Annotated in this window: 14 protein-coding genes; 6 read left to right on the plus strand and 8 right to left on the minus strand. The window is 69.1% G+C overall.

What is annotated here, in order from left to right; all coding sequences use genetic code 11:
* Positions 1–9: 9 nt before the first annotated feature.
* Genes QHF89_RS21285 through QHF89_RS21295 form a run of 3 tightly spaced genes read right to left on the minus strand, consistent with a single transcriptional unit; the run spans position 10 to position 3,359 of the window.
* Complete coding sequence (locus QHF89_RS21285) at positions 10–411, minus strand: ribosomal maturation YjgA family protein (RefSeq protein ID WP_284720759.1); 402 nt, start codon at positions 409–411, stop codon at positions 10–12.
* Between the two features lie 35 nt (positions 412–446).
* Positions 447–1,955: a protein kinase domain-containing protein gene (locus QHF89_RS21290; protein WP_136969908.1), complete on the minus strand. Its 1,509-nt coding sequence runs from the start codon at positions 1,953–1,955 to the stop codon at positions 447–449.
* 12 nt (positions 1,956–1,967) lie between these two features.
* Complete coding sequence (locus tag QHF89_RS21295) at positions 1,968–3,359, minus strand: FHA and sigma-54 interaction domain-containing protein (protein ID WP_136930949.1); 1,392 nt, start codon at positions 3,357–3,359, stop codon at positions 1,968–1,970.
* 93 nt (positions 3,360–3,452) lie between these two features.
* Between QHF89_RS21295 and QHF89_RS21300 the strand changes: the two genes are divergently transcribed.
* Complete coding sequence (locus QHF89_RS21300; RefSeq protein ID WP_136969907.1) at positions 3,453–3,635, plus strand: hypothetical protein; 183 nt, start codon at positions 3,453–3,455, stop codon at positions 3,633–3,635.
* Between the two features lie 6 nt (positions 3,636–3,641).
* Here the strand turns inward: QHF89_RS21300 and QHF89_RS21305 are convergent, their stop codons facing one another.
* Together QHF89_RS21305 and QHF89_RS21310 are read right to left on the minus strand one after the other, a co-directional pair.
* The gene (locus tag QHF89_RS21305; RefSeq protein ID WP_136969906.1) at positions 3,642–5,138 is read right to left on the minus strand and encodes an OmpP1/FadL family transporter; all 1,497 of its coding nucleotides are present in this window, start codon (positions 5,136–5,138) and stop codon (positions 3,642–3,644) included.
* Complete coding sequence (locus tag QHF89_RS21310; RefSeq protein ID WP_136969905.1) at positions 5,135–9,091, minus strand: hypothetical protein; 3,957 nt, start codon at positions 9,089–9,091, stop codon at positions 5,135–5,137. Before QHF89_RS21310 ends, QHF89_RS21305 begins: the two co-directional genes overlap by 4 nt.
* A gap of 108 nt (positions 9,092–9,199) precedes the next feature.
* On the opposite strand from QHF89_RS21310, the gene QHF89_RS21315 reads away from it, so the two are divergent.
* On the plus strand, positions 9,200–10,117 hold the full coding sequence (locus QHF89_RS21315) for a hotdog family protein (protein WP_136969904.1): 918 nt from the start codon (positions 9,200–9,202) through the stop codon (positions 10,115–10,117).
* A 7-nt stretch (positions 10,118–10,124) separates the two neighbouring features.
* Here the strand turns inward: QHF89_RS21315 and QHF89_RS21320 are convergent, their stop codons facing one another.
* Genes QHF89_RS21320 through QHF89_RS21330 form a run of 3 tightly spaced genes read right to left on the minus strand, consistent with a single transcriptional unit; the run spans position 10,125 to position 12,886 of the window.
* Positions 10,125–10,946: a metal ABC transporter permease gene (locus QHF89_RS21320; RefSeq protein WP_211365418.1), complete on the minus strand. Its 822-nt coding sequence runs from the start codon at positions 10,944–10,946 to the stop codon at positions 10,125–10,127.
* A 6-nt stretch (positions 10,947–10,952) separates the two neighbouring features.
* Positions 10,953–11,780 (minus strand): metal ABC transporter ATP-binding protein, encoded by an 828-nt coding sequence (locus QHF89_RS21325; protein WP_136969903.1) that lies wholly within the window; start codon positions 11,778–11,780, stop codon positions 10,953–10,955.
* A complete protein-coding gene (locus tag QHF89_RS21330; RefSeq protein WP_136969902.1) occupies positions 11,777–12,886 on the minus strand; it encodes a metal ABC transporter substrate-binding protein in 1,110 nt (369 codons plus the stop codon). The genes QHF89_RS21325 and QHF89_RS21330 overlap by 4 nt, the downstream gene beginning before the upstream one ends.
* 126 nt (positions 12,887–13,012) lie before the next feature.
* Between QHF89_RS21330 and QHF89_RS21335 the strand changes: the two genes are divergently transcribed.
* The 4 genes from QHF89_RS21335 to QHF89_RS21350 all read left to right on the plus strand — a co-directional run bounded on the left by QHF89_RS21335 (position 13,013) and on the right by QHF89_RS21350 (position 16,032).
* Positions 13,013–13,984, plus strand: a complete 972-nt coding sequence (locus tag QHF89_RS21335) for a hypothetical protein (RefSeq protein WP_136969901.1) — start codon at positions 13,013–13,015, stop codon at positions 13,982–13,984.
* A complete protein-coding gene (locus QHF89_RS21340) occupies positions 13,981–15,027 on the plus strand; it encodes a nitrilase-related carbon-nitrogen hydrolase (RefSeq protein WP_136969900.1) in 1,047 nt (348 codons plus the stop codon). The genes QHF89_RS21335 and QHF89_RS21340 overlap by 4 nt, the downstream gene beginning before the upstream one ends.
* Before the next feature lie 65 nt (positions 15,028–15,092).
* Positions 15,093–15,368 (plus strand): hypothetical protein, encoded by a 276-nt coding sequence (locus QHF89_RS21345; protein WP_136930958.1) that lies wholly within the window; start codon positions 15,093–15,095, stop codon positions 15,366–15,368.
* Between the two features lie 13 nt (positions 15,369–15,381).
* Positions 15,382–16,032, plus strand: a complete 651-nt coding sequence (locus QHF89_RS21350; protein WP_136969899.1) for a class I SAM-dependent methyltransferase — start codon at positions 15,382–15,384, stop codon at positions 16,030–16,032.
* Positions 16,033–16,035: the final 3 nt, after the last annotated feature.

The raw sequence follows: 16,035 nt of genomic DNA on the forward strand, positions 1-16,035 counted from the left end.
AACAACGTATCACGACGGCCGCTCCCTCCGCAGCCTCCACGCGCGCTCGATCCCGGCCCCGGTGCTCACACCGACCGCATAATAAATGAGGTCCATCACATGGAATCCATGTCCGAGCGCGAGCCCACCGAGACGCGTCGCGCGGATCGCATCCACCCAGGGCGCGTGATAAAGCTGACTGGCCTCGATCGCGTAACAAAAGAGCAGCGCAACGGCGGATGCGACAGCCGTCCGACACGCGGGAACGAAGAGCCCCACGAGCCAGAAGCTCATCGTGGCATAAAGCGCGTCCCCCGCTCCTTTCGATAGCCACGCCGGCAAGCCCGGAATTTTCCGCGACAAAAGCCCGAGCCCGATCGTCACGAGCACGAGCGCCGCGTACAGCCCCCGCGAACGACGAGGCGCCGACACGTCGCAGAGGGTATGTCGCGACGAACGTTTCGCCATCAAAGGCAATGCCGCTTGTACTTCTTTCGACCGGACGCGTCGATGAAGAAGGGCGGATCGCAGCCGGCGCTCGCAGCGACAGGTTTCGCCCGCGTCGTCGTCGTCGTCGGGCGCGGCGCCGCGGTTCCGCTGGGCGAAACGCTCGGCGGCGCAGCCGCGACGACGCTCGTCGCGGAAGGCGCCGGCGCAGCCGCGGCAGAGGGAGCGCTCGTGATCACGGATTCGGGTGCGGCGACGCTCGTGGCCATCGGAGGCGCGCTCTGCGCGGCCGCGGTGCTCGCCGGCACACCCCGCAGCAGAATGACGACGAGCACCACCACGAGGAGCCCGACGAGCCCGACGAGCCCGATCACGACCGGCGTCACGCGCCGCTCCGGCGCATGCGTCGGCGTCGCACCTGGCACCTCCGTTTTTGCCGTCAAAGCCACCACCGACGCCGGAGGCTCCTCGCGGGATGCCGACACGTCGAGCAACGTCGCCTCCCCGGGGCCCGGCGCGGGCAGGCTCGAAAGCATGGGCCGCAACGAGCGGCGCTCCTCGCTCTCGATCGCCAGGATCAACTGCGCGCGCTCGGCGAGCGTATCCCCCGCCATTTCCTCGACCCACGCGGCGATCTCCGACGGCGTCGCCAGCGGCCCGCACGCTTCGAGCGCCATCGCCATTTCGAGCGCCGTGGGAAAACGCGCGTCCGCGTCGCGCCGGAGCGCGCGCAACGTGACCTCGTCGAAACAAGCGGGCAGCGCGGCCACGCGTTTGCTTGGCGGCTCGACCTCGGCTTCGAGCAGGCGCACGAGCGCGAGGTCCTCCGACGCGCCCGCATAAAGCCGCCGACACGTGAGCGTCTCCCAGAGCACGACGCCCGCCGCATACACGTCCCCCCGCCGATCGAGCACCTCCCCGCGGAGCTGCTCGGGCGACATGTACGCGAGTTTTCCCTTGATCGTATGGTCGCTCGTCACGTGCGCCCGCCCGGCCGCCCGCGCAATGCCGAAGTCGAGCACGCGCGCGACGCCGTCCGCGCCCACGAGCACGTTCTGCGGCGACACATCGCGGTGCACCACGCCGAGCGGCTCGCCCCGCGCGTCGCGCGCCTCGTGCGCCGCGTGCAGCCCTCGAAGCGCGTTCGCCAGCACCGCGGCCACGATCGGCGGCGGGATCTTCTGCTTGCGCTTGCTCGCCGCGCTGATGAGCCGCGCGAGCGGCTCGCCGTGCACGTACTCCATCACCAGGAAGACCTCGCCTTCCTGCGACACCACGTCGAGCGTGCCCACCACGTTCGGGTGCCGGATCCGCGCCGCGATCCGCGCCTCGTCCGTGAACATCGCGACGACCTCGGCGATCCTCGCGTGCCAGGGATGGAGGCGCTTGATCGCCACCGTCCGCATGAACCCCTCGTCTCCGAGGAGCCGCCCGAGGTGGACCGTGGCCATGCCGCCCGCCGCGATCTCGTCGTGCACGCGATAACGGCCCAGCACGAGCACCCGGGGCGCGCCGCGTTCGCCTTCCATTCAGCCCTGAGACTACCCCTTGTGGCGCGCCTTGATGAGCTGAAAGTAGCGCCGCGCAATCCCCGACGCCGCGGCGGCCGCGCCCACGTTGCCGCCGTGCGCCGCGAGCACCCGCTGCACGTACCGCCGCTCGAACTCCTCGACCACGCGCTCGCGCGCCCGCGGCAAAGGCAAATCGAGCGCGAGGATCTCCTCGGCGAAATCTGCCGGCGCGGGCTTCGGCGGCGCGCTCGGCCGCGGCACGCCCGACGCGCGCGGCGTGTTCGGCCGGAGCGTCGCGATCGGCGCGAGCTCGCCGAGGGCCACGCGACGCGCCACGGCGTTGTAGAGTTCGCGCACGTTGCCCGGCCATGCGTAGTCCGCGATCCGCCGCGCGAAATCGGGCGGGAACGGCGTGTCCTTGCCGGCCAGTTGACGCCAGAAGTGTTGCGCCAAGACAACCACGTCCCCCGATCGCCTCCGCAGCGGCGGCAGCTCGATCCGCGCCACCGCGAGCCGGTAGAACAGATCGTCGCGGAACCTCCCCGCCTGGATCTCGTGATCGAGGTCGCGCCGCGTCGCCGCCAGGATCCGCACGTCCACGCGGACCCACCGGTTCGATCCGACGCGCTGCACCTCCGAGCGCTCGAGCGCGCGGAGCAGCTTCGCCTGCAGCGGCAGCTCCAGATCGCCGATCTCGTCGAGCAGAAGCGTCCCGCCGTGCGCCTCCTCGAACACGCCCTTGCGGGACTCGGTCGCGCCCGTGAACGCCCCGCGCTCGTGCCCGAAGAGCGCGGACTCGACGAGGTTCGGCGGGACCGCCGTGCAATCGAACACGACAAACGGACCCTGCTTGCGGGGCCCGAGCTCGTGCAGCGACTCGGCCAGCACCTCCTTGCCCGTGCCCGTCTCACCCTCGATGAGCACGGGCACGGCCGCGCTCGCGAGCCGCTCGCAGAGCGGATAGAGCGCGCGCATCTCCGGGCTCGCGCCGAACATCGCGCCGAACCGCACGGCCGAGGGGATCGCCGCGGGCGCTTGATCGGCGAGCCTGTCGATGCGGATCTGCGTCTCGCCCATCGTGACGACTTCGCCGCCCGTGAGCAGCGCGCCGAGGACGGCCACGCCTTGCACCGACGTGCCGTTCGTCGACTCGAGGTCTGTCACGCGGAGCTTGCCGCGCAGAATCTCAAAGGCCGCGTGCCTGCGCGACACCAGCCGATCGTCGACGCGGAGATCACACATCGGACTCTGCCCGACGAGCACGCGCGACGGGTGCCCGGGCGCGATCGTGAACGTCTGTCCGCGGCTCGCGCCCGCGACGACGACGAGCGAAAACCCGGGCGAGGCCGCGCGATCGGGCCTGCGCACGAGCTCCGTCTCCACCTTGTCGTCGAACTCGTCCTCGTCCTCGCGCCCGCTCATGCGGCGCCATCTCAGCACGCACGCACGCCGACGTCACGGCCCCGGCGCGCGCCCCGCTTTTCGCCGGAGAGCGCGGGCTCCATGCCTTCGCGCATGAACCTCGAGATCGCGGACGAAGAAGCAAGGGAGCTCAGGATCGCGCTCGACATCCGGCTGCGGGAGATGCGCAACGAGCTCGTCCACACGGACGATCACGCCTACCGGGATGACCTGCGCAGATCGCTCGAACGGCTGGAGAAGGTCGCGGAGAAGGTCAGCGGAAGCGGGACGCGCTGACGGCGCCTACGTCCCGCTCCCCTCCGGCTTCGGCTTCGCCGGCGCCGCCTTCCCGAACGTGTACATCGCTCCGAGGCCCACGATCGTCGCGTTCGCTGCATACGTCCCGCCGTTGATGATGTTCGGCTGCGGCGCGGGGTTCGCCACGAGCGGGCTCACCTGCGGGATCTTCGCTTCGCGTGGATCGACGTCCTGCGAGAACATGATGGCGTGCGCCACCACGAGGTCGAACCGGAAGGGCCCGACGTGGAGCCCCGCGCCGACCGAAGGCGTCAGCTTGTTCGAATCGATCGTCAGCACCGAGACGTATTCGTTCGGCACCGCGCTCGTCTCGAAGCGGAGCCCCGCCCGCACGTCGAGCTGCATCTTCCCCACGGGAATCGCGTATTCGCCGCCGACCTGCGCCGAGAACGCGCCCCGGAAATTGCGCGGCAGGTTCACGGGCGGCAAGAGGTACGTCTCGGGAAACCCCACCACGTTCTTCAGCGCGACCCCGTTCGGATTCACGCGAATGCTATCGTGGACCCCCCAATCCTCGTAGGCCACCGCGAGCTCGGCCCGGAGCTTGTCGTTCGGCCGCGCCTCCACGCCGAGCCGCACGTTCCACGGCAGCTCGAAGGCCACGTCCGCGTCCTCGCCTTCCTGCCGCGCCGTCGCGAACGGCGCCGCCGACGGCAGCCGCGTCCGGATCGTCCCGCTCGACCGCACCCAGAACGGCAAATGCCCCGACAAACCCACCCGCACCTTCGGGTGCGGGATGTAGATCACGCCCGCGTTCGCCGACGGCGCGATGATCGGCCCGACGGCGAGCTCCGCGAGCACGTCCCACGACGGCTGCTCCGGCGCGCAGAAGAACCGGTCCGGCACGCACCCCGAGAAGACCACCGTGCTGCGGAACGTCCCCGCGAGCACCTCGATCCCCGCGCCGACCCGCAGGTTCGGCGTCGGCGCGTAGGCCGCGTACGCGCCGCCCACCGCGAGGACCGAGCCTTCGAGCGAGAGCAACGAATACCGCTGCGGTGCGGGTTGCCCGTTCGAGGTCTCGGGGTACGTCGCGATGCCCACGTACGGCGCCCATAACCCGACGCCCACGACCCATTGATCGTGCGGGACGAACGAAAACCCGAGCGTCGGGATCGGCAGAAACGGCGCGCTCCCCCGGACCGGATCGAACGTCTGCACGCGCTCGTTCACGGTCGCGCCCGTATTCGGATCCGTCTGCCGGACGATCGTGCTGCGCGTGTATTCGCTCGAAAAATGAACGTAACTCGCGTCGAAGAGCACGCTCATCCCGGCGTCGTAGAGCCCCGCGGGGTTGTAGACGACGGACCCGAGATCGTCGGCGCCCGCGACGAACGCACCGCCCCGGCCGAGCGGGCGCACGCCGCGCTCGGACAGATAGAGGCCCGCCGCGCCGGCGGATTCGGAGAAGAGCCCGAGAGAAACGGCGGCGAGCGCGCCCATCGCGAGGGCGCGCTTCCGCGGGGAGGTGTTTCTGGTCATTGACGCGGCCGCTTCTGGACGATGGTGTAGATCTGCTCGAGGCCGCGGGTCGGGCTCGTCAGGAAATCACGCGCGGAGCCGAAGATCGTCTCGTAATCGGTGGGCGCCAGCGGCCCCGGGTTCGCCGCCGCGTCGATGCGGCTCACCTCGGCCACCGTATCCATGATGATCTCCAGCGGCGACAGCCTCGCCACGCCGTTCACCGGCTCCATCGGCGTCACGAGGTTCGGCAGGATGTGATCCATCACGTGGTACTTGTCGTACACGTCCGAATTGAGCGCCTTCAGGAGCTGGAGCGCTGCCGGCAATGCGCCCTTGTTCCCCGCCTCGTCCTCGGGCCGCGCGCCCGGGGCCGCCGCATTGAGGAGCGGCGCGATCTCGGTATCGGCGAGCAGCGCTTGCAACGCGTCCGCGAGCGACGAGAGCGTCGCTTCGAGCGCCTGCCCGTCGCTCGCGGACGACAGGAGATGATCGAGCAGCCGTTCGAGCTCACGCCGCGCCGTCTCGTCCTGCCGGATCTTCTCCAGCAGGTCCACGAGCGCGGCCGCCATCGGGCTGTCGAGCCCGTCGGCGAGCGACTTGCCGAGCTCTTTCGCCCAGGTACACGGCGTCCCATTCTCGCGATCCGGGCAATGCGCGTTCACCTGCTCGCGGAACACGCGCAACGTCGTCGAGAGCGCCCGCGGGATCGCCGGGTTCGCGAACTTCGCCGCCGCGCCCTCGCCCTCCACGGCGAGGAACTGATCCACGAGCTGCGAGCGCGCCCGCTTCCATTGCCCCTTGCGCCGCTCCGCGTCTGCCTTGCATGTGTCGTGCGCCGCCTGGCAATCGGCGAGCTCCTGCCCCGCCTTTCCGGAACAGCCACACGCGTTGTCGAAGCGCAGATCCATCGCGTGCAGCCCGTCGGCGAACAACGTGAACACCGTGTGCTGCGCCTGCGGCGTCCCGTCCACCCACGTCGTGCCCTTGTTCCCCTTCCGATCCGTCATCCCTGCGGCCGCGGCGTATGCCGGGTCGAACAGGAGCTGCGCAGTCTTTTCGAGCACGTCGGCGCCCGTGAGCACCTTGCCCGCGTTCGGCCCGCGCGCGACCGTGACCTTCGAGACGTCGCGCATCGCTTTCGAGAACTCGTGCAGCGCGGGCACGATGTCGGTCATGAACGCGTCCGCCAGGATCGGCTCGTACGTGTTCACGCCCGCGCCCGAGCAATAGATCGGGTTCGTCTTGGCATCTCCGCTCGAATCACACTCCGCGCCGTGATCGGGCCCCGGCCAGTGGCGCTTCAGGATCTCGATCAGGTCGAGCAGCATGACCTCGCCGTCGACCACGAACTCGCCGTTCTGCTGCGTGCATTGCGTCCCCGCCGCGTTACACGTCGCGTTCGCGAACGTGGTCACCAGCGGCCGCAGGTAATCGTAAAACCCGAACCGTTCGAGGACGAACAGCGTGTTTTCCCCCCGCAAGCGCAGAATGTCTGCCGACGTCTGGCACTTGCGCGTCTCGATCTGCGTCTGCGGACAAACCACGGTGGGGACGGGCTCGATCAGGTTCGAGATGAAATCGTTCGTCTTCTTGTTCTTCGCGTTGCCGCCGAGGATGTAGAGGTCGATGTCCGGCAGCACGCTGAACTGATCCGACGTCGCGCCGAAGAAGACGAGCCGGTTCAGCGCCTTTGGTTCCGGCTTCAGCGTCAGGCCCGTGATGCCCGACGATTGCTCGAAGAGCGCGCCCTTGTCCGTGAACACGCCGAGGAAGTCCAGGATGCCTTCGAGCGTGCCCGATTTGATCTTGAACTCGGCCCGCTTCGGGTGATCGGCCGGCAGGACCGAGTCGAGGTAAAACACCCCGAGATTCGGGAACGCGAGCAGTTCGCATTCGTCGTAACCGCCTGGATCGAAAAGCTCCAAAGGCCAGGTGACACTGAGCGACCCAATCGCCGCCTTCACACGAGCGCCCTTCTTGTTGCACGCCTTCACGTTGTTCGCGTGGTGAATGATGTCGAGCGTCCGCTCCCAGCACGAGCGATTTTCCCCCGCGACCGGCTTCGTCCGATCGACGGGCGTCGACGGATCGAGCGTGTTGTTCGTCGTGACGTTCCACGCCGGACCATTGAGGTCGTCGTCGTAATACGTCATCTCGTCGCGGTTCGTCATGAGCCGCATCAGCGACTCGCCCATGTGCGAGACGCCGCCGGTCGGCGTCACGAACGCCGGATCCCCGAACGATCCGATGAGTTTCGCCGTGAGCCCCGGCCGCTGCGTGACCCGCCCCATCACGGCCGCGATCTCGTCCCAGATCGGCGCCTCGTACGGGATCCCCGCGCGCTTCTCCGTGCCCTGCGCCGCAAGCGTATCGTGATCGAGCGCGATCTTCCGGATCTTCAGCGCCGCGCCGAGCAACCGCGAAAGCTCCTGCTCGTGGTTCTCCACGAGATCGATGAGCCCGAGCACGAGCGCGTCCGACTCCGGATCCGCGAGGATCTGCCCGAGCGCATGCGCGAGATCCGGCAGCGGCGAGGTATCGGCCTTGAAACGCCGATACGGAACACAGCTCGCACATGTGGTCCCTGCGGGTTTGACCTCCTCGGTCTCCAGATCGTAGACCGCGTCCTCGCGATCCCCGAGCAGCATCGTCGCCCCCGCGACCGCGTACATCAACGTCTCGCGCTCGTCCTTCCACGCGTCCTCGCCGCCGCTCGGCGCGTACTGCGTCGCATCCACGAGCGGCGCGAGGTCCTGCGCGACTGCGCCGATCAACGTGCGCGACGTGTCGACGTATTCGTAGATCTGCGGCTCGGCGCGGCCATATGCATCCGTGCCCGGCGTTCCTTGCGGGCTGAACGGCGCGATCGCCGCGACGGGCACGTTGATGTCCGTGACGAACTGCCCAAACTCGTCCGTGTCCGCGAACCCATCGCCGTCCTTATCCGCGAACGGCGCGGGCACCGTGCCCGCCTGCCCCGGCACGTTGCCGAACGGCACGACAAACCCGCGCCGATCGCGCCGCGCGATCCACGTCGGCTCCGCGGATGCATCCTTCGTGTACCGCGCGTCCTGGTCGAGCAGGATCCGCGAGAGCATCTCGAGCGTCTCCATCGGCCGGTTCGGCTGCGCCGTCGCAGGGTCCACGACGATTGGCGCGAGCGGCGCGAGCGTCGGCTTCGAAGTCGCGAGATCGCGCTCCACGACGCGGAGGATCTGCGTGAGCTCGGGCGCCATCACGCCCTCGGGCGCGAGCACGTCGAGCGCGCTGCCGAGGAGCGGGCGCAGCCGCGGGTACGAGAGCAAAGGCCGCACCGCGCCGAGCGCCGCGCCCGTCGGCCTGTATCCTTGCCGCCCCCATATCTTCGAGAAGGCTTGCCGTGCGGGCTCGCTCTGCATGAACGAGGCGAAGACCTCGCCGAGCGCGCGCGTCGAAGCGGGCACCGTGGGCGTTCCTTGGGGCTCGAACGGATTCGACTCGTAGAGGCGCGAGAGGTTCTGGCTGAACGACAGGAGCGCGTCGTGCAGCCGCACCTTGTCGCCTTCGGCCTCGGTCGTGACGTCGTCGATCTCGATGTCGGGGAAGATCGCGTTGAAGGCCTGCACGAGGTCGCTGCGCCGCTTCGCCATGGCCTCGACCTTGGCGATGCCGAGCGCGCGCGCCGTCTCCTGCTCGGCCCCGCGCGCGGGCGGCAGGAAGCTCGTATCGACCGTATCCGCGTAGATCCCCTGGTTCGAGTAGTGGCAGATCGCATGGTACGATCCGCCCGTGAGATCTTCGGTCAGCGAGCTCGCGCCGATACGATCGCAGAGCACGCCGTAAAGGTCGTCGCCGAGCGTAGCCTTCGGCGGCGCAATCCGGGTGGTATCGATGCCCTCGTGGCACGACGCGGCCGCAGCGACGGTGGCGACCAGGCCAAACGAACGAAGAACACGGCGCAAGACAGGCGAGCGAGTCAGACGAGCGCGCATGTGGACCCTCCCACGCGAAGGATTCTACATGAGCCCTCCCCCACCAGGAACGCCGACGTTCGACAATTGTCACGAGCGAGGCGCCCAAAGGTTGCTACATCGCCGCGCATGACGTTCATCCCCGCGGAACCCGAGGTCCCGGAAGCACAACGCGCGGCGGGGCCGCTGGTCCTGCGTTACGAGGACATTAGTCAGAACGGAAAACTCCTGCTCGACGCGATGCCGGTGGTGCTCGGGCCTTCGGTGTGGCGGGCGGTGTGGCAACGAGGCGCGGCGCCCGCGCTCGCGGCGGAGGGGATCGTCCCGATCCTGAGCCGTTTCGTGATCGAGGGCGGCGAGGGCCCGCTCTCGGTGATGTCCAAGGTCGAAGGGGACGGACGATTCCAGATCGCGCACACCGTGGGCGCAGACGGCGCGGTCGAGCGGCTGATGCTGAACATGTGGTGCAACGTGTACGGCGAAGCAGGGCGCACGCACGGGCCTCCGCCGGCAAACGCGGGCGAGCGCCTGCTCGCCGGTCGTGTCTTCGCCGAGCACGTGATCACGCGCCCGTTCGGCCCCCTGGAGGCGCGCAAGATCACGCGTGTCTCCGTGCCGGGTCTTCCCGAGGTGCCGCCCGACCGCCATGCGTGGCGACCGCCCGAGGCCTCGATCGAGCTGCCGCCGGGGGCGCGCTGGCTCGACGACGCATTCACGCTCGACGCGACGCACGTGCTCTTCGGTCTCGACCACACGGACTCGAACCAGCACGTCAATTCGCTGGTCTATCCGCGCCTCTTCGTGGACGCCGCGCTGCGCCGGTTGTGGGACCACGGCTGGAAAAACCCGCAAATCGCGCGCGCCGCGGAGATCGCTTACCGAAAGCCGAGTTTCGCCGGCGAACGGGTGCGGGTCGCGTTGCGCGCGTTCGCGCGGGACGACGCGGCGGGCGTGGCAGCGATCCTGATGTCGGACGAGGAGGCCCAGGGGCCGATCGAGAAGGCGCGGCCGCGGGTGTTTGCGCGGATGTGGTTTGGCGAGTCTTGAAGGGCGCTCACTTCTTCTTGAACAAGAGGGCCAGGCCGAACATCCCCCCCAGCGTCAGGATGATCGTCGCCCCGCTGGCCACGTCCGCGTAGTACGAAAGCATCAATCCAATCGACGACCCGACGACCCCGATGGCCACCGCGAGCAGCGCCACGCGCCCGATGCTCCGCCCCACCATTTTCGCCGTCGCAGCCGGGATCACCACGAACGAGCTCACCAGCGCGATCCCCACCGTCTTCACGGCTACCACGATCACCACGGCCGTCAGCGCCAGCAACATGTAATCGAGCGCGGCCACCTTCACGCCCGACAGCGCCGCGAGCTCCGGGTCGAACGTCGCATACGCGAGCTTCGTCCACGTGAATGCCATGAGCAGCGTCGTCACCACGCCGACCACGCTCACCGTGATCAGGTCGTCCGGGGATATCGCCAGAATGCTCCCGAAGAGCACCGTCTCCACGTTCACCTGCGGGCCGTCCGTCGATCGGAGCCCCAAAAGGAGCACGCCGAGCGCGAACGACACGGCCGAAAACACGCCCGTCGCCACGTCCCCGCGCAGGCTCCCGCGCCGCAGGACATAACCGATGCCGAGCGCGATCAGCACCGTGAACGGCAGCGCCACCCACGTCATTCGCTCCAGCGACACGCCGAGCAAAAGGCCGAGGGCGATGCCGCCGAACGCCGCGTGCGCCAGGCCGTCGCCGATGAACGACAGGCCCCGCTGCACCACGAAGACGCCGATCATCGCGCAAAGACCACCCACCACCGCGCCGGCGATCATCGCCCGCATCATGAAGGGCACCAGCAAGGGCTCGAGCCATCCGTCCACGAACGTTCACTCCTCGTCCGGCAATTTGTGGTGATGCGAATGCGCCGCGTGGTCGCCGCCCGCCACGGCCGATATCGCCGAGAGCGACGCCTGGCCGAGCAGCTCGCCCGGCAATCCCCACGCGGAGACGCGCCCCGCGTCGAGGTACACCACCCGCTCGGCGCAGCGCGCGACCGCCGCCAGGTTGTGCGTCACGAGGATCGCCGCGAGCTCGTCGCTCGCCGAGATCTCCGCCAGCAAATCGAGGAACTCCGCCCGGCCCTTCACGTCGACGCCCGCCGTCGGCTCGTCCAGGATCACGAGCGACGGCTTGTTCACGAGCGCCCGCGCCAAGAAGACCCGCTGCGTCTCGCCGCCCGAGAGCCGCGCGATCTCCTTTTCGAGCAGCTTCTCCCCGCCCACGTGCCGCAGGATCTCGATCGCGCGGGCGCGCTCCTCCTCGCGGATGCGCAAAGGCCAGCTCCCGCGCATGCTCGCCACGATGAGATCGATCGAGCGGGCCGGGAACGTCATGTCGCTCGTCTTGCGTTGCGGCACGTAGCCCACGTCCCGCAGCGCTTTTTGCGCGGGTTTGCCCAGGATGCGGATCGAGCCGCTCGTCGGCGGCATCAGGCCGAGCACCGTCTTCAAGAACGTGCTCTTGCCCGCGCCGTTCGGGCCGCAGAGGCACACGAACTCGCCCTTCGGCACCCAGAACGAGATCCCGTCGAGCAGCCTCCGCCCGGGCACGTCGACGATGAGGTTCTCCACCTCGAGGACCCGCGTCAGCGATGGATCGGGCAGCGTGAAATGCCCTTGCGGGATCCCGTCCGCTTCGGCGTGTGCGGCGCTCATTTCAAGGCCTTGTCGAGGACATCCGCGTTCTTCAGGAAGAGCTTCTCGTACGTCTCGGCGCCGGCGCTGCCGCCGATCGGATCGAGCTCGAAGAGCGGAAGCTTCCCCTGATCGGCGATCACCTGCGCGGGCCTGCGATCGAGCTGCGGCTCGGAGAAGAGCGCCGCGGGCTTCGTCTTCTCGACCGCGGCGAGCACGTCCTTCACGTACCGCGCCGTCGGCTCCTTGCCGGGGAACGGCTCGATCACGGCCGCGATCGAGAGCCCGTAGCGCTCGGCAAAATAACCCATCGAGCCGTGGAACGTGACGATCGTCTTTTTCGTCCAGCCCTTCGCGCGCGCTTCGAGGTCCGCGTGCAGCTTGTCGAGCTCCGCCTCCACGGCCTTGCCGCGCGCCCGGTAGCCCTCGGCGCCCTTCGGATCGAGCTTCGCGAAGGCCTCGACGAGCTCGGGCACGACCGACTTCATGCGCACCGGATCCAGCCAGAAATGCGGGTCCTCGGCGCCGTGCGCGTGGTGATGGCCGTGGTGGTCGTGCTCGCCCTTCGCCGCGCCTTTGGGCTCGGGCTTCGGCGCGTGGTCGCCGTCGTCGTGCTCGCGGCCGTCTTCGTGTTTCTCGTGCTCGTGCTCGTGCTTCGCCTTGTCGTCGTGATGATCGTCGTGGCCCTTCGCGTCGTGGTCCTCGCCCTCCTCGGCGGCGTCGGCGCCGACCTCTTCGGCCGTCATGCGCCGCGGGTTCGCCTTGGGGCCGAGCTGCACGATCGGCACGTCCGTGCCCGCCGCGCCCCGCACGATCTTCTCCAGCCAGCCATCCATGCCGAGGCCGACCGAGATGCCAAGCTTGCTCTTCGCGACCTGCGCCATCTCCTTCGGCGTCGGGTCGTAGCTGTGCTCGGAGCGGCCCGGCGGAAGCACGAGCACGACGTCGAGGCCGTCGCCCGCGACGCGTCGCGCGATGTCCCATAACGGGAAGATCGAGACCGCGACGCGGGGTTTGTCCGAAGACGCTGCAGGCCCGTCCTTGCTGCGGCTACTGCAAGCCGCGGCGACGAGCACGACGAGGACGAGGACGATGGAGCGCAGAACCGTGGCGAGTCTCGGCGACATGAACAAGGCTTCCCCCCGGGCGAGGACCGGGGCGGCAGGATCGAAGCGAGGGGGGATGCGTGTCAAGCAAGCTCGGATGCGACTCGGACGGTGCCACGGCGTGACGCCGTAGTACGATGCGCCTCGATGTCGTCCACGTCCCTCACGGCGCCCAAGGGCAGCCCATCGACGGCGCTCGCCCCGCGCGCCGCCTTTCCTCGCGTCCGCGTTTGCATCGACTGCCGCACGCTCCTCGGCCCGAAAGAGACGTGTGACGGCGGCCCCAAGCACCGCGTGACCTCGATCGAGACCCCCACCGGGCGCAACGCGCTGCGCACCGAGGTGTGGGGCCCGCCGTCCGTGCGAAGGCGCGCCAAACAGCTCGCGAAGGCCGGCGGCACCTCGCTCGGCGCAGGCACGATCTTCGAGGGGTGCAGCGGCTGCGGCGACTGCGGCGGCGTCGCGCTCGAGGGCGAGTTCATCGTTGTCGTCGCCGTGATCGCGCTCATCGCGGCGGCCGGCGCCTTGCTCTACTGGATCATCGCCAAGATCGTCGAGGCCATCCGCGCCTACCAGAACCGGCCTCGGCCGAACGGCGGGCTCACGAAGCCTCCCTCGCTCGGGCGCAGGGCCGGGCCCAGCGGCGTCGTGCTCGGACAAACCAACATGCTCGCGCCCGCGACGGGCAAGGAGTGCGTCGCCTGGGCCCTCGATCTCCGCAACGAGCGTTTCCTCGGGACCGACCTCATGCTGCACGACGCCGAGACCTCGGGCTTCGAGGTGAAGCTCGACGACGGCACCCTCCTGCGCGTGCCCGGGGGCCGCATCCGCCTCGAAGGCCCGAAGAAGCGGGTCGATCGCTCGGACGCGCGGCCCCTCGAAGAGTTCGTCCAGACGATCTCGCCCGAGGACGACCCCGAGGACGAGGGCCTCGATGCATTCCCGTACGACACGGTGGACGAGGTCGTGGTTCGTCCGGGCGATCGGGTGCGTGTCTTCGGCGCGCTCGAACGCGAGGTGGATCCGGATGCGCCCGGCGGGTATCGCGCGTCGAACGCGATCCTCGTGCCGAAGGGCGTGCCTGCCTTCCGCGTGGAGCGCGACAAGGGGCCTTCGTGAAGGCCGAGCTCGCGGCTTGCCAGGTCCACGTCACGCCCGAGGAATACGCGTCCGCCGAGGCCTTCGACGCGATGCTGGATCGCATCGGCGAAAAACTCGCGAACGCGCGGGCGCGACGCGCGAACGGCGCTTACGAGCACCCTTGCCTCGCCGTCTTCCCCGAAATGATCGGCGCCTTCTTGCCGCTCGCCGGCCGGCTCGACGCCGTCCGCGGCGCGCGCACCGTCGACGAGGCGCTCACGAAGGTCGCGATCCGCTCGCCCTTTCGCATGGCGTCCGCGATGCTCCGCGGCAAGACGGCCCGCACGAGTATCGGCTTTCTCCTCGCGGTCGCCCCCGACGTGCAGCGCCTCTATCGCGAGGCCTTCGCGCGATTCGCGCGGCGCTACGAGGCGTGGACCGTGGCCGGCAGCGCGCTCTTGCCTCGCAATGCGCACGGCGACCTCGCCGATTCGTTTTCGCCCGCCGGCGGGCGTGTCTACAACACCTCGTACACCTTCAATCCCGCGGGGCGGCACGTCTCCGTCGCCCGCAAGGTGAACCTCGTCCCCACGGTCGAGGACACGCTCGGCCTCTCGCCGGGCCGGCGCGGCGAGCTCATGCCGTTCTCCACGCCGTTCGGCCAGGTCGGCACGCTCATCTGTTACGACGGATTCGCCGTCCCACACACGGCCCGCGAGCCCGACTTCTGCCCCCTGCTCCCTCATTACGATGCACACGGGTGCAGCGTCGTCGCCCACCCCGCCGCGAATTTCTGGCCGTGGGAGACGCCGTGGACCTTCGGCGGGATGGACGGACATTTGAACCGCAAACAGCAATGGCTCGACGAGGGCCTCTTCGCGCAGATGGAAAGCGCCCCGCTCCGTACCGTCCGCTACGGCGTGACCGCGCAGCTCCTCGGCCGGGTCTTCGACAGCCACTTCGACGGACGCTCGCACATCCTCGCGCACGACGGATCCTCCGTGCGCATCCTCGCCGAGGCGGCGCGCGGCGAAACGTCGCCCGACGCCGAAGAGGTGCTCCTGCGCGTGGTCGAGGTGTAGACAACCCCGCGCCGTGGTCTTACCTTCGGGCGCCGGCGACGAGCCACCGAGGAAGCACCACGATCATGAATCAACCGAACCCGTGGATCCTGCTCATGGGAGGCTTCGCGCTCTTCAACGTCGCCGGCATGGCGTACGGGATCAAAGCGCCGGAGTGGGCGAAGATCGCGGCCGCGCTCGCCTGCGGGCTGCTCGGCGTCGTGTGCATCGTCCTCGCGTTCCAGCGTCAGTTCGGCAAGAAGCCGGTCCCGCCGCCGAAGGTCGAAAAACGCGCGACGCGCGCGGCACGGGCTTCGTCTCCGCGCCCCACGCAGGCAGGCGACGCGGGCGACGTCTCGTAGAAAGGGCGCTCGGGTGACGTCCCGCGCGTCCGGCTCGACCTCCCGCGACGAAGCGCGCAGGGCCTTGCTCGCGGATCTCGCCGCGGGCCGCATCGTCTCCGACCTCGCCTTCGACCGCCTCTACCCCGAGCGCATCCGCAAACTCTCGAATCGATACTGGACGCCGGTCCACGTGGCCCGCCACGCCGCGGCCCTGTTCGCGAAGCACGGCGCGCGCCGCGTGCTCGACATCGGCGCCGGCATGGGGAAATTCTGCGTCGTCGCGGCGATCACGACGGCCCTCGAGCTTTCGGGCATCGAGCAGCGCGAGGGCCTCGTCACGGCCGGCCGGGAGATGCTCGCGACGTATGCCATTCCGCGTGTCACCTTGATCCACGGCACGCTCGACGAGATCAATTTCGACGCGTACGACGGGTTCTACCTGTTCAACCCCTTCGAGGAGGGCACCTTCGCGCCCTCGCAATGGGTCGACCGAACGATCCCGCTCTCCGAGCAGCGCGCCTCCGAGGACGCTGTCCGGGTCGAGGCCGCGCTCGCGCGGGCCCGGCGCGGCACGTGTGTCGTGACGTTCCACGGATTCGGCGGCGCGATCCCCCCAGGATTCGTATACATGCCGGAGGAGACGCGCGGCATTCCGTTCCTGCGGCTGTGGGTAAAGGGGTGAGCC

The sequence above is a fragment of the Polyangium sorediatum genome, assembly GCF_029946465.1.
In the GTDB taxonomy this organism is placed as follows: domain Bacteria; phylum Myxococcota_A; class Polyangia; order Polyangiales; family Polyangiaceae; genus Polyangium; species Polyangium fumosum.

What these genes read in the sequence shown, in the direction of transcription:
- QHF89_RS21335 (WP_136969901.1), top strand. Translation starts at nt 13,013, where the DNA reads ATGTCGTCCACGTCCCTCACGGCGCCCAAGGGCAGCCCATCGACGGCG.
- QHF89_RS21345 (WP_136930958.1), top strand. Translation starts at nt 15,093, where the DNA reads ATGAATCAACCGAACCCGTGGATCCTGCTCATGGGAGGCTTCGCGCTC.
- QHF89_RS21290 (WP_136969908.1), bottom strand. Translation starts at nt 1,955, where the DNA reads ATGGAAGGCGAACGCGGCGCGCCCCGGGTGCTCGTGCTGGGCCGTTAT.
- QHF89_RS21330 (WP_136969902.1), bottom strand. Translation starts at nt 12,886, where the DNA reads ATGTCGCCGAGACTCGCCACGGTTCTGCGCTCCATCGTCCTCGTCCTC.
- QHF89_RS21300 (WP_136969907.1), top strand. Translation starts at nt 3,453, where the DNA reads ATGAACCTCGAGATCGCGGACGAAGAAGCAAGGGAGCTCAGGATCGCG.
- QHF89_RS21315 (WP_136969904.1), top strand. Translation starts at nt 9,200, where the DNA reads ATGACGTTCATCCCCGCGGAACCCGAGGTCCCGGAAGCACAACGCGCG.
- QHF89_RS21295 (WP_136930949.1), bottom strand. Translation starts at nt 3,359, where the DNA reads ATGAGCGGGCGCGAGGACGAGGACGAGTTCGACGACAAGGTGGAGACG.
- QHF89_RS21325 (WP_136969903.1), bottom strand. Translation starts at nt 11,780, where the DNA reads ATGAGCGCCGCACACGCCGAAGCGGACGGGATCCCGCAAGGGCATTTC.
- QHF89_RS21305 (WP_136969906.1), bottom strand. Translation starts at nt 5,138, where the DNA reads ATGACCAGAAACACCTCCCCGCGGAAGCGCGCCCTCGCGATGGGCGCG.
- QHF89_RS21310 (WP_136969905.1), bottom strand. Translation starts at nt 9,091, where the DNA reads ATGCGCGCTCGTCTGACTCGCTCGCCTGTCTTGCGCCGTGTTCTTCGT.